The sequence below is a fragment of the Pseudomonas sp. FW215-R2 genome (assembly GCF_058789255.1).
Window position 1 is genome coordinate 280,557 of the sequence record NZ_JBYTBO010000002.1, and the last position, 12,036, is coordinate 292,592.

10 protein-coding genes are annotated in these 12,036 nt (G+C 62.6%); 3 read left to right on the top strand and 7 right to left on the bottom strand.

Annotated features, from left to right (window positions below; genetic code table 11):
* Positions 1 to 62: 62 nt before the first annotated feature.
* A complete protein-coding gene (locus AC3WRD_RS03810; RefSeq protein ID WP_102619676.1) occupies positions 63 to 1,124 on the bottom strand; it encodes an HAD family hydrolase in 1,062 nt (353 codons plus the stop codon).
* A 240-nt stretch (positions 1,125 to 1,364) separates the two neighbouring features.
* On the opposite strand from AC3WRD_RS03810, the gene AC3WRD_RS03815 reads away from it, so the two are divergent.
* Positions 1,365 to 2,756: an L-cystine transporter gene (locus tag AC3WRD_RS03815; protein WP_102619675.1), complete on the top strand. Its 1,392-nt coding sequence runs from the start codon at positions 1,365 to 1,367 to the stop codon at positions 2,754 to 2,756.
* A 144-nt stretch (positions 2,757 to 2,900) separates the two neighbouring features.
* Here AC3WRD_RS03815 and AC3WRD_RS03820 read toward each other — a convergent pair whose 3' ends face one another.
* A complete protein-coding gene (locus AC3WRD_RS03820) occupies positions 2,901 to 3,413 on the bottom strand; it encodes a dihydrofolate reductase (protein ID WP_102619674.1) in 513 nt (170 codons plus the stop codon).
* 85 nt (positions 3,414 to 3,498) lie between these two features.
* On the opposite strand from AC3WRD_RS03820, the gene AC3WRD_RS03825 reads away from it, so the two are divergent.
* On the top strand, positions 3,499 to 4,872 hold the full coding sequence (locus AC3WRD_RS03825) for a DUF2868 domain-containing protein (RefSeq protein ID WP_102619673.1): 1,374 nt from the start codon (positions 3,499 to 3,501) through the stop codon (positions 4,870 to 4,872).
* Positions 4,865 to 6,241 carry a GTPase/DUF3482 domain-containing protein gene (locus AC3WRD_RS03830; RefSeq protein WP_102619672.1) on the top strand — a complete coding sequence of 459 codons (1,377 nt, stop codon included), beginning with the start codon at positions 4,865 to 4,867 and terminating at the stop codon, positions 6,239 to 6,241. The genes AC3WRD_RS03825 and AC3WRD_RS03830 overlap by 8 nt, the downstream gene beginning before the upstream one ends.
* Before the next feature lie 58 nt (positions 6,242 to 6,299).
* Here the strand turns inward: AC3WRD_RS03830 and AC3WRD_RS03835 are convergent, their stop codons facing one another.
* Genes AC3WRD_RS03835 through AC3WRD_RS03855 form a run of 5 tightly spaced genes read right to left on the bottom strand, consistent with a single transcriptional unit; the run spans position 6,300 to position 11,921 of the window.
* Complete coding sequence (locus AC3WRD_RS03835) at positions 6,300 to 6,857, bottom strand: phosphonate degradation HD-domain oxygenase (RefSeq protein WP_102619671.1); 558 nt, start codon at positions 6,855 to 6,857, stop codon at positions 6,300 to 6,302.
* A complete protein-coding gene (locus AC3WRD_RS03840; protein WP_102619670.1) occupies positions 6,857 to 7,990 on the bottom strand; it encodes a TIGR03364 family FAD-dependent oxidoreductase in 1,134 nt (377 codons plus the stop codon). Before AC3WRD_RS03840 ends, AC3WRD_RS03835 begins: the two co-directional genes overlap by 1 nt.
* Before the next feature lie 57 nt (positions 7,991 to 8,047).
* Positions 8,048 to 9,073 (bottom strand): putative 2-aminoethylphosphonate ABC transporter substrate-binding protein, encoded by a 1,026-nt coding sequence (locus AC3WRD_RS03845; protein WP_102619669.1) that lies wholly within the window; start codon positions 9,071 to 9,073, stop codon positions 8,048 to 8,050.
* Between the two features lie 47 nt (positions 9,074 to 9,120).
* On the bottom strand, positions 9,121 to 10,845 hold the full coding sequence (locus AC3WRD_RS03850; protein ID WP_102619668.1) for a putative 2-aminoethylphosphonate ABC transporter permease subunit: 1,725 nt from the start codon (positions 10,843 to 10,845) through the stop codon (positions 9,121 to 9,123).
* The gene (locus AC3WRD_RS03855) at positions 10,845 to 11,921 is read right to left on the bottom strand and encodes a putative 2-aminoethylphosphonate ABC transporter ATP-binding protein (RefSeq protein ID WP_007953451.1); all 1,077 of its coding nucleotides are present in this window, start codon (positions 11,919 to 11,921) and stop codon (positions 10,845 to 10,847) included. Before AC3WRD_RS03855 ends, AC3WRD_RS03850 begins: the two co-directional genes overlap by 1 nt.
* Between the last annotated feature and the right edge of the window lie 115 nt (positions 11,922 to 12,036).

Below are 12,036 nucleotides of genomic sequence, written 5' to 3' on the forward strand. Positions count from 1 at the left end.
TTTTGTTTCCTTCAGTTTGATCGTTCCCACGCTCTGCGTGGGAACGATCATCGTAGAAAGGATTACTGAATTTCTTCCGGCTTCACGATCACCCAGTTCTTGTCCGCCGTCACCGGCAAACCTTCCTTCGCCTGCGCCGCTGCGTGTTTGGCCATCATGCCGTTGAGCTGGGTCATGTACTTGTCCTTGCGGTTGACCCACAGGTGAATGCCGCCCTTGGCCACGTCGACGCTGTGGAACAGCATGTAGCCGTCGCTGCTCGGGGTGTCGCCGCCCACCAGCACCGGTTTTTTCCATTCGTCGATGTAGGTCAGGATCGCCGCGTGCTTGCCGGCCATCCAGGTCGCCGGGGTCCACAGGTAAGGCGTCAGTTCCAGGCCGAGGTTGGCCTTCTCGTCATACTTGCCAGCGGTGATCTGCTTGCGCGCGGTGGTCAGTTCGCCGGTCTTTGGATCCTTGAGCAGCAGCGATACACCGATCACGTTCTGCGGTTTGACGTTGTAGCCGTACTTCGGATCGGCCGCGACCATCCGCACCAGTTCTTCGGAGGCGGCGGTCATCACGTAGACCTCGATGCCGTTCTCCATCAACTTGTTGTACAACTCGGCCTGACCGGCGAAGACTTTCGGCGGCTGGACGTCGAGGTTCTTCACCACATCGCCATCGTAATAAGTCGCCGGCACCGGTTTGCCCGACGCCATCAGCTCATCGACGTAGCCTTTGAGTTCCTTGAGGGTGAAACCGGAGAACACCTGCGCGACCCATGGATAGCAGACCATGTCGTCGACTTCGCAGAGGCGATAGTAGTAGCTGAACAGGCTTTCCTTGTAGTCGGCGGTGTCCTTGAACGGCATCAGTTTCAGGGAGGGGTCGAGTTTGTCGCGGGTGATCAGGCCCTTGTTTTCCATGAACGGCAGCAACGACTCTTCGAGGTCGTAGCGGTAGCTGGTGTTGTCCATGTCGAACACCGCGTAGTTACCCTTGTTGGCGTTGGCGGCAATCATCGCGTCCAGCGCCTTGGCCTGATCCGCCGGCCAGTGTTTCAGGTCGGTGGCGAACGCCTGAGTGGCCAGGCCCATCCCCACAGTCAGCGCGACAGCCAGAAATTTCGGTGCAAACTTCATGGACACTTCTCCCTGAGTCAAAGAAATCGACGCTAACAAATAAATGTGACAGTCCTCGTCTGTCAGCGACCGTCCGCGTCCCTTCCGCGCCAGTTGCATCCCCGAGAGCGACACACGCTTATTCCAAAAACGACGGACGACCTTCGATTTCGGTATTAATTCATTGGAAATCAAACTGTTAGGCTTGCCGGTTCGCAACAGCCCCGGAAGGTTGTTGGCACAGTCTTTTCTGGAGTCCTCATGAATCTGCCTCTGATTCTCAACTTGCTGGTGTTCCTCGCCCTGCTCTTCGGCCTGGCGCAAACCCGTCACACCTCGTGGAGCCTGGCGAAAAAAGTCCTGCTCGCGCTGGTGCTGGGCGTGGCATTCGGCGTCGCGCTGCACACGATTTACGGTGCCGGCAACCCGGTGCTGAAAGCCTCGATCGGCTGGTTCGACCTGGTCGGCAACGGTTACGTGCAACTGCTGCAAATGATCGTGATCCCGCTGGTGTTCGCCTCGATCCTCAGCGCCGTGGCCCGTCTGCACAACGCTTCATCGCTGGGCAAGATCAGCTTCCTGACCATCGGCACACTGCTGTTCACCACCACGATTGCGGCGCTGATCGGTATCGGCCTGACCAATCTGTTCGGCCTGACCGCCGAAGGCCTGGTCGCCGGCACTCAGGAAATGGCCCGTCTGCAAACCATTCAGACCGACTACGCCGGCAAGGTCGCCGACCTGAATGTGCCGCAACTGCTGCTGTCGTTCATCCCGCAGAACCCGTTCGCCGACCTGGCCCGGGCCAAGCCGACGTCGATCATCAGCGTGGTGATCTTCGCCGCGTTCCTGGGGGTTGCCGCGCTGCAACTGCTCAAGGATGACGTCGAGAAAGGTCAGAAAGTGATCAACGCCATCGACACCCTGCAAGCCTGGGTGATGCGTCTGGTGCGTCTGGTGATGAAGCTGACCCCGTACGGCGTGCTGGCGCTGATGACCAAAGTGGTGGCGGGTTCCAACCTGCAAGACATCATCAAACTCGGCAGTTTTGTGGTGGTGTCGTACCTCGGTCTGGGCCTGATGTTCGTGGTGCACGGCCTGCTGGTGTCGGCGGCCGGGATCAACCCGCTGCGCTTCTTCCGCAAGATCTGGCCGGTGCTGACCTTCGCGTTCACCAGTCGCTCCAGCGCCGCGAGCATCCCGCTGAGCATCGAAGCGCAGACCCGTCGTCTGGGCATTCCGCAATCGGTTGCCAGCTTCGCCGCATCGTTCGGTGCGACCATCGGCCAGAACGGCTGCGCCGGTCTGTACCCGGCAATGTTGGCGGTGATGGTTGCGCCAACGGTCGGCATCAACCCGCTGGATCCACTGTGGATCGCGACGCTGGTGGCGATCGTGACCTTGAGTTCGGCCGGTGTGGCGGGCGTGGGTGGCGGTGCGACTTTCGCGGCACTGATCGTGCTGCCGGCCATGGGCTTGCCGGTTTCGCTGGTGGCGTTGCTGATTTCGGTCGAGCCACTGATCGACATGGGTCGTACGGCGCTGAACGTGAGTGGTTCGATCACCGCTGGCGCGATTACCAGCCAGGTGATGCAGCAGACCGACAAGGCCCTGCTGGATGCCGATGAGCATGCGGAGCTTGCTCAGGCTTGATTGACGTTGTAGCGAGGGAGCGTGCTCCCTCGCTGATCGTTCCCACGCTCCGCGTGGGAATGCAGCCCGTGACGCTCTGCGTCACTGGACGCGGAGCGTCCCTAGAGGCATTCCCACGCAGGAGCGTGGGAACGATCAATTGAGCTAAACCCGCTCCCAGACTTCGAAGTTGTAAGCCGGTTTGTCGCCTTCAGCCGGATTCGGCACGTTCGACACCAGCTTCCACTGGTTGAGATCGAACTCCGGAAACCACGCATCGCCTTCCGGGCTCAGTGCCACACGGGTCAGATACAAGCGATCCGCCTGCGCCAGCCCCTGCGCATACAGTTGCGCCCCGCCAATCAGCATCAATTCGTCGACGCCCTGCTCTTTCGCCCACTCTTCGGCGCGAACCACGGCAGCTTCCAGCGACGGATAGACTTCCGCCCCTTCCAGCACCAGATCGGCCTGACGGCTGACCACGATATTCAAACGGCCCGGCAACGGACGACCCAGCGAATCCCAGGTCTTGCGGCCCATGATGATCGGCTTGCCGAGCGTCGTGGCCTTGAAGTATTTGAAGTCCCCCGGCAGGTGCCAGGGCATGCTGTTGTCGACGCCGATCACGCGGTTTTCACCGAGGGCTGCGATCAGGCTGAGGGGGAGTGATTTAGTCATGCCGGCGAGGATACCAGAGCCGCCCTTACCCCGATAAGCGCCACAGCGGTTATGCTCACGGCTCAATCAAGCAACGGGATGCCGCGTGACTGAACTGACTCCACTGCAAAACCTCTGGCTCACCGAAACCGTGCGCCTGCGCGAAGAACACGCAGGCCCGCTGGACGATCTGGAAGCCAATCGCCTGGCCCGCGCGGCCGGCGGCGATCTGCCGAGCCGCATTCAACGCCGGGCCTTGTGGCTGGCCGAGCGCGATGGCCTGACCTCTGCGCTCAAGCACTGGCTGCAAGGCGCCCGTCTGGCGCTGGTGCTGCTGGCGATCTTCGCGGTACTGAGCGGCGCCGGCCTGGCTTTCGCCGCACTGGGCCAGACGCCGGTCAATGTGTTCTGGGCGCTGGGCAGCCTGCTCGGGCTGAACCTGATTTTGCTGTTGAGCTGGGCCCTGGGGCTGATCTTCGCTGGCGAACACGGTGCCACCCTTGGCCGCTTGTGGCTGTGGCTCAGTGAAAAACTCGCCCGCGATGCCAAGGCTGCGCAACTGGCGCCGGCCCTGCTGTTGATGCTGCAACGCAAGAAGCTCAATCGCTGGGCGCTCGGCTCGCTGGTCAATGGCCTGTGGCTGCTGGCGATGTTCAGCGCGCTGGTTTTGCTGCTGACGCTGATGGCGACCCGGCGCTACGGCTTCGTCTGGGAAACCACGATTCTCAGTGCCGACACCTTCATCAACATGACCCAGACCCTAGGCGCGTTGCCGGCGCTGCTGGGCTTCAACGTACCGACCGTCGAAATGATCCGCGCCAGCGGCGACACCGCGCTGAACATCGAAAACGCCCGTCAAGCCTGGGCAACCTGGCTGGTCGGCGTGCTGGTGGTGTACGGCGTGCTGCCGCGCCTGCTATTGGCGCTGTTTTGCTTCTGGCGCTGGAACAGCGGCAACGCTGCGTTGCGTCTGGACCTGAACCTGCCCGGCTACGCCCAACTGCGCGAACGCCTGATGCCGACCAGCGAACGCCTGGGCATTACCGACCCTGAGCCTGCGCAACTGCACCGCGTCGAAAGCTCAGTCGGCGAACACGCCAGCGAAGGCGCATTACTCGTAGCAATCGAACTCGACGATCAACACCCATGGCCACCGACGCTGCCGAAAAACGTCAGCAACGCCGGCATCCTCGACAGTCGTGAATCACGCAACAAACTGCTTGAACAGCTCAGCCGTTTCCCGCCGGCGCGTCTCGCGATTGCCTGCGATCCACGGCGCTCGCCGGATCGCGGCAGTCTGGCGCTGATCGCCGAGCTGGCGCGCAATGCCGCCGCGACCCGAATCTGGCTGTTGCAGGCGCCGCCGGGACAAGGACTGGACGCCGAACGCCTCGGCGACTGGCACGTGGCGCTGCAACAACTCGAACTGCCGTTCGCCGATTGCGCCCCGTTGAACTGGCTGGAGCACGGACATGACTGATGCCTGGAAAGCACCGCTGAAACTGGCCGTGGTCGGTCACACCAACGTCGGCAAGACTTCGCTGCTGCGCACTCTGACCCGCGATGTCGGTTTCGGCGAAGTCTCCCATCGCCCGAGCACCACGCGGCATGTCGAAGGCGCGCGGTTGTCGGTGGATGGCGAACCATTGCTTGACCTCTACGACACGCCGGGCCTGGAAGACGCCATCGCCCTGCTGGATTTTCTCGAGCGCCTGGAACGCCCCGGCGAACGCCTCGACGGCCCGGCGCGACTGGCGCGGTTTCTTGACGGTAGCGAAGCGCGCCAGCGTTTCGAACAGGAAGCCAAAGTGTTGCGGCAACTGCTCGACTCCGACGCCGGCCTGTATGTGATCGATGCTCGCGAGCCGGTGCTGGCCAAGTACCGCGATGAACTGGAGGTGCTGGCCAGTTGCGGCAAGCCGTTGCTACCGGTGTTGAATTTCGTCAGCAGCGCCAATCACCGCGAACCGGACTGGCGTGAAGCGCTGGCGCGTCTCGGCCTGCATGCGCTGGTGCGTTTCGACAGCGTCGCCCCGCCCGAGGACGGCGAGCGGCGGTTGTATGAAAGCCTCGCACTGTTGCTGGAAAATGCCCGCCCACAACTTGAACGCCTGATCGCCGATCAACAGGCCCAACGCCTCGCCCGCGAACAAAGTGCCGCACGCCTGATCGCCGAATTGTTGATCGACTGCGCCGCGTGCCGGCGCAGTGTGGCGAGCAACGCCGAACAGGAACAACAGGCCATCAGCGAACTGCGCAAGGCCGTGCGCCAACGCGAGCAGAAATGCGTCGAAGCGCTGCTCAAGCTCTACGCCTTCCGACCGCAAGACGCCGCGGCCAGTGATTTGCCGCTGCTCGACGGGCGTTGGGGCGATGACCTGTTCAATCCGGAAACCCTCAAGCAACTGGGCGTGCGGGTCGGCGGCGGGATTGCGGCCGGTGCGGCGGCCGGCGCCGGGGTGGATCTGCTGGTGGGCGGCATCACCCTCGGCGCCGCCGCCCTGGCCGGCGCAATTGCCGGCGGCGCCCTGCAAACCGCCCGCAGCTACGGCAATCGCCTGCTGGGCAAGATCAAGGGACAAAGGGAGCTGACGGTCGACGACAACGTGTTGCGCCTGCTGGCACTGCGTCAACGGCAACTGCTGCAAGCGTTGAATGCCCGTGGCCATGCGGCGCTGGACAGCATTCAGGTGGCGACGCCACAGGACAAGACCTGGCGCGAAGGCAAGCTGCCCGAAGCATTGGGCAAGGCCCGGGCGCATCCACAGTGGTCGTCGCTCAATCCGCATCCGAAGCTGAATCAGGCTGAGCGGCAGGAGCAGATTGAGTCTTTGGCCACAGAGCTCTAGTGCCTGACCTGACCCCATCGCTGGCTTGCCAGCGATGGGGTCAGGTCAGTTCAAAGACTTACGCAGCAAGCAACCGAGCTGCTTTGTCTTTCAGCACGCCCAGATCCATCACCGGCACGGCCATTTCCTTCGCCAGTTCATCCCACTGGCGCATCCGAAGACTCACAGCGCACAACGGATCCTGCTCGAACGCATCCGCTTCAGCCTCGGTCATCACCCCACCCTGATATTCCAGGGTGCGGCGGCTGGCTTCGCTCAACCGGTCGCAATAACCCGATTCCCTGAGCGTCAGATAACGCTTGGCCTGGACGTGATACTCCACCAGACGCGCCATGCGTTCGCTGAATCCGGCCTCACGCAAATAATCGGCACCGAGGCGCTCGTGACTGACGACGCCGTAACCACCCATGTTCTCCGCACCTTCGGCACACAAATGACCGATGTCATGGAAAAACGCGGCGAGCACCACTTCATCGTCAAAACCTTCGGCGATGGCCAGTTGCGCAGCCTGGGACATGTGCTCGATCTGTGACACCGGTTCGCCGATGTAGTCGCTGGCGCCGAACCGCTCATAGAGCCCGAAGACCCGGGCGATCACCTGTTCGTGCCCCGTCATCAAACCTCTCCCAGCAAGGTTGCGATGTTGCGCTCGGCCATGGCCGGGCCGACGCTCATGCCGACGCCACTGTGCATCAACGCCACACTCAGCCCCGGCGCCGGACGCAGGAACGAAAACGGCCCCGGCCCCCGAGAACCATAGACACCCTGCCAGCGCTCGACCACTTGCACCTTGCAGCCGAGGGTCTGTTCGGCCAGTTCGAGCATCCAGTTGTCGACCTGCTCGGCGTTGAACGGCGACGGATCGCTGCCGTAATGGTGCGAGTCGCCGATGATCAGTTCGCCATACGGCGTCGGGCTGATCAGCAGGTGAATGCCGTTTTCCTGCAGGTGCGGTTGCTCGTGCAGGATTTGCGCCTGCACCGCTGCGGCTTCCGGCAAGTCGGCGAAGGCGCCGTAGTGCACGCAGCTGAGGCCAGTGAGCAAGGCATGTTGCAAGTTCAGGTCGATCTGCGGCCGGGCGCGGAGCATTTGCAGGCGGCAGATCTGCGGGTCGAGGGCGGCAATCGGCTCGGCCAGCAAGGTCTGATAATCGTGGCCGGAACAGACAATGATCTGCTCGGCGGTAAAAGTGCCGGCAGTGCTTTGCAGCCTCCCCGGCTCGACGTCGCGCACCAGCGTCGAGAAGTGGAACTCGACGTTGAGTTCGCGACGCAGGTAATCGATCAGCGCCGGAATCGCTTCCCGGGAATACAGTTGTTGATCGTCCATCCCGTGCAGCGCGGCGCGGTGATGGCTGAACTGGCCGCCGTACAGATCTCGTAATGCGGCACCGCGCAACAGGTTGACGCGATAGTCGTGCTCCACGGCGCGCCCGACGCAGAAGGCATCGAGCAAGTGCTCTTCGGCCTCGGTACGGGCGAACAGGTACGAGCCGTTGCGCTTGAGTTGCAGGCCGGCGAGCTGCGCCCACTGACCCCAGATCTCGCGGCTGGCCTTGGCCAGTTCGAGCATCAGGCCCGGTGGCTGACCGGTGACCAGTGCCTGGCCGAAGTTGCGAACCGACGCGCCGAGTGGCGTAGCGGTGCGCTCGAAAACCGTGACTTTGAGACCACGCCGGGCGGCGGCATAGGCGTGGGACAGGCCCAGGATGCCGGCGCCGACGATCAGCAAGTCTTTGTGTTGTGTCATGAAGCCCCCAATGATCGTTCCCACGCTCCGCGTGGGAACGATCGGTCAAACGTCTGGTTACTTGGCAGCGACTTTCTCGGACTTGCCGTCATAGCGCTTGCGCCATTCGGTCAGGATCTCGTCGCGGTTCTTCGAGGCCCAGGCAAAGTCGTTCTTGATCAGGCGCTGCTCGTAGTCGGCCGGCAGTTCGGTCTGCGGCTTGGCGATGCCCGGCTGGGCGAGGACGGCGAAGTTTTCCTTGTACAGATCCATCGCCGGGGCGCTGGCGGAGAAGTCAGCCAGTTTCTTCGCAGCCTCTTCGTGCGGCGTGCCTTTGATCACGGCAGTCGCTTCGATCTCCCAGCCCAGGCCTTCCTTCGGCAGGATGATGTCCAGCGGTGCACCCTGGCGTTTCAACTGTACGGCCGGGTATTCGAAGGAAATCCCGATCGGGAATTCGCCAGCGGCCGCCAGTTTGCAAGGCTTGGAACCGGAGTGAACGTATTGGCCGATGTTCTGGTGCAGACCGTCCATGTAAGCCCAGCCCTGCTTCTCGCCGAAGGTTTGCAGCCAGGCGCTGACGTCGAGGAAACCGGTGCCGGACGAGGCCGGGTTCGGCATCACGATCTTGCCTTTGTACTCAGGCTTGGTCAGGTCCTGCCAGCTCACCGGTTTGGTCAGGCCTTGTTTCTCGGCCTCGACAGTGTTGAAGCAAATGGTTGCGGCCCAGACGTCCATGCCGACCCAGGCTGGCGGGTTGGCGGCGTCGCGGTAGTTCGCACCGATCTTGCCCAGATCCTTCGGCGCATAGCTTTGCAGCATGCCTTGCTGATCGAGGATCGCCAGGCTCGATGCTGCCAGGCCCCACACCGCGTCAGCCTGTGGACGCTCTTTTTCGGCCAGCAGTTTGGCGGTGATGATCCCGGTGGAATCGCGCACCCACTTGATCTCGACGTCCGGGTTGGCCTTTTCGAACGCTTCCTTATAGCTCTTAAGCTGTTCGGCTTCGAGGGCGGTGTACACCGTCAACTCGGTTTTTGCCGCGAAGGCATTCAGGCTGAAAGTAGCGAGCACAGCAGCGGCCAGGGCCATAGGCTTGAACATGATCGTTTTCCTGTAGGTGAGTTGAGGCGATAGGGATAAGTCGTGAATCAGTGACCGGGCGCCGTTTGCCGCCAGGCCTGGGAACGGCGCAGCAAGCCGCGCGAAGCCCACGCCAGCAGCAAGGACACGCCCGCCGAGGTGAACAGAATCAGGGTCGACATCGCTGCCGCGCCGCCGACGTTGCCGGCGTCATCCATGTTCAGCACCGCCACCGCCGCGAGAATGGTGTCGGGGCTGTAGAGGAAGATCGCCGCCGACACAGTGGTCATGGCCGAGACGAACAGGTAGCGCACGATGTCCAGCAGCGCCGGCAGGCAGATCGGCACGGTGACCTTCAGGTAATGCCGGTACAGCAGCGCCTTGAGCGACAGCGCGGCGGCTTCGAACTCGGCATCGAGCTGGCGCAGCGCGGTGGTGGCGGTCATCTGCGCGGTGGTCAAATAGTGAGCAATGGTGCAGACGATCAGCAGGGTCATGGTCCCGTACAGCACGTGCAGCGGGTTGCCGGTGAGGTTGAAGAAGAAGACGTAACCCAACCCCAGCACCAGCCCCGGCACCGCCATCGGTACGAAACTGAGCATGCGCAAGGTCAGATTCAGCCCGCGCTGGCTGCGGGTCTTTTCCATCAGGTAGGCGCCGGTGAAGATCAGTACGCTGCCGATCAACGCCGTGCCCAGCGCCATTTTCAAACTGTTGCCGTAGGCCAGCCAGCCACCGCCGGCGGTCTCGTTGAACTGATAGTGGTTGAGTGACAGCGACAGGTTGTACGGCCAGAACTTCACCAGCGACGAGAACACCGCCATGCCGAACACCAGTAGCAACGCCGCACTGATCAACAGGACGATGGCCAGATAACAGGCGTCGCGCTTCTTCGACGGCGCCGGTTTGAACACCTGGGCGCGGCCGCTCATGGAGTCGCCGTGACGCCGACGCAGCCAGGCATCGACGCCAAAGCTGAACAGCGCCGGCAGCAGCAGAACCATGCCGATCAATGCGCCGCGACCGAATTGCTGTTGGCCGACCACCGCTTTGTAGGCTTCCAGCGCCAGCACCTGATAGTCGCCACCGACCACCACCGGCACACCGAAATCAGTGATGGTCAGGGTGAACACCAGACAGAACGCGGCGAACACAGCCTGGCGAGTCGCCGGCCAGGTGATGCTACGAAAGGCTTTCGCCGGGCTCGCGCCCATGCTCGACGCGGCGTCGAACAGTCGCGCATCCGCCAGCGACAGGGCTGACAGCAAAATCATCAAGGCGTGTGGGAAGGTGTAGATCACCTCACCCAGAACAATCCCCCAGAAACCGTAGATGTTGTCCGACAGCAGCCCGCGCAACATGCCCTGATTGCCGAACAGATAGACCAGGGCAATCCCCGGCAACATCGACGGCGCCATCAGCGGCAGCAGCGAAATCCCGCGCCAGATGCCTTTGGCGGGAATCAACGTGCGTTGCAAGGCGTAGGCAAACAGGTAGGCCAGCGGTACGACGATGGCCGCGACGCTGAGGGAAACCTTCAGGCTGTTACCGAGCAACCAGTGAAAATTGTCGCTGGTCACCAGTTCCTTCGCCGCCAGCCAGCCACCACCCTGCCCGGCTTCGCTGCTGAAACCGCGCCAGAAGATCGCCAGCAACGGCAACAGCACCGCCACACCGAGCAGCACCAGCAGCAGGAGTTTGCCGCCGAGGACGAAGATCCGGTCGCCGACCTCGGCCCCGGACACCTGCCGCGCCTGCTTTTGCGGTAGCGGCAGTGCGAGGTTGCTGTTCATCAGGCAAACACCTGCAGGCTGCGTGGCGGCAAGGCGACCATGATTTGCTGGGCGCCGAGGCGCGGCATGGCTTCCGGTGCCAGTTCGGCGAGCAAGGCGTGGCCGGGCAATTGATCGAGCTCGAAGCTCATGCGGCAGCGGTTGCCGAGGAAAGTGATCTCGCGGACCTTGGCCGGGAACAGGTTTTCTTCGTGCACCAGCGGATTGACGTTGATCGCTTCCGGACGGCAGAACAGTCGGCCCGACGGACTATGGACGCTGCCGTCGGCCAGGCGCAGGTTCATCCCGCCGACCTTGGCGTGGCTGTCGCTGCTGCGCTGGAACGGCAGCCAGTTGCCCTGGCCGACGAACTCGGCCACGAATGGCGTGGCCGGGCGGTTGTAGATTTCCTGCGGGGTGGCGTACTGCTCGACTTTACCGTTGTTCATCACGGCGATGCGGTCGGCCATCAGCATGGCTTCGTCCTGATTGTGAGTAACCATCAGGGTGGTGATGCCGAGGTTGCGTTGCAGTTGGCGCAACTCGGTGCACAGATGCTCGCGAACCCGGGCGTCGAGGGCCGACATCGGTTCGTCGAGCAACAGCAGCGACGGCGCCGGTGCCAGAGCCCGGGCCAGTGCCACACGTTGCTGCTGGCCGCCGGACAACTGGCCCGGGTACTTTTTCTCACTGCCGGTGAGGCCGACCAGTTCCAGCATCTGACCGACGCGACGGCGCACTTCATCACGGCCGCTGCCGGCGAGGCCGTAGGCAATGTTCGCTTCGACGGTCAGATTGGGGAACAGCGCGTAGGACTGGAACAGGATGCCGTAGTCCCGGGCCTGCGGGGCGAGGTGGGAAACGTCGCGCTCGCCGAGGTACAACTCGCCGCTGTCCTGCTTCTCCAGACCGGCGATGCAGCGCAACAGCGTGGTCTTGCCACAGCCCGACGGGCCGAGCAGGCACACCAGCTCACCGGCCGCGACATCGAGGGAGACGTTATCCAGCGCGGTGAAGGCGCCGAAGCGCTTCTGCACGCCGCGCACTTTCATCGGGGCGCCGGGGTTGGTCAGGGCAGTTGCGATTGCAGGGTTCATGGACAGACCTCATCAAGCAGATGAGGCAAATCCTAGAGTTGTAATGCGTCGGTCATATGGCAGTAAGGCAAAATCGACCGATAGTGGTATTCAGGGATTTGGGTTCGCCGCGGAT

Bases quoted from the DNA above. Each gene is read 5' to 3' on its own strand.
- AC3WRD_RS03840 (WP_102619670.1), bottom strand. From the start codon at position 7,990: ATGACACAACACAAAGACTTGCTGATCGTCGGCGCCGGCATCCTGGGC.
- AC3WRD_RS03845 (WP_102619669.1), bottom strand. From the start codon at position 9,073: ATGTTCAAGCCTATGGCCCTGGCCGCTGCTGTGCTCGCTACTTTCAGC.
- AC3WRD_RS03855 (WP_007953451.1), bottom strand. From the start codon at position 11,921: ATGAACCCTGCAATCGCAACTGCCCTGACCAACCCCGGCGCCCCGATG.
- AC3WRD_RS03850 (WP_102619668.1), bottom strand. From the start codon at position 10,845: ATGAACAGCAACCTCGCACTGCCGCTACCGCAAAAGCAGGCGCGGCAG.
- AC3WRD_RS03835 (WP_102619671.1), bottom strand. From the start codon at position 6,857: ATGACGGGGCACGAACAGGTGATCGCCCGGGTCTTCGGGCTCTATGAG.
- AC3WRD_RS03815 (WP_102619675.1), top strand. From the start codon at position 1,365: ATGAATCTGCCTCTGATTCTCAACTTGCTGGTGTTCCTCGCCCTGCTC.
- AC3WRD_RS03830 (WP_102619672.1), top strand. From the start codon at position 4,865: ATGACTGATGCCTGGAAAGCACCGCTGAAACTGGCCGTGGTCGGTCAC.
- AC3WRD_RS03810 (WP_102619676.1), bottom strand. From the start codon at position 1,124: ATGAAGTTTGCACCGAAATTTCTGGCTGTCGCGCTGACTGTGGGGATG.
- AC3WRD_RS03820 (WP_102619674.1), bottom strand. From the start codon at position 3,413: ATGACTAAATCACTCCCCCTCAGCCTGATCGCAGCCCTCGGTGAAAAC.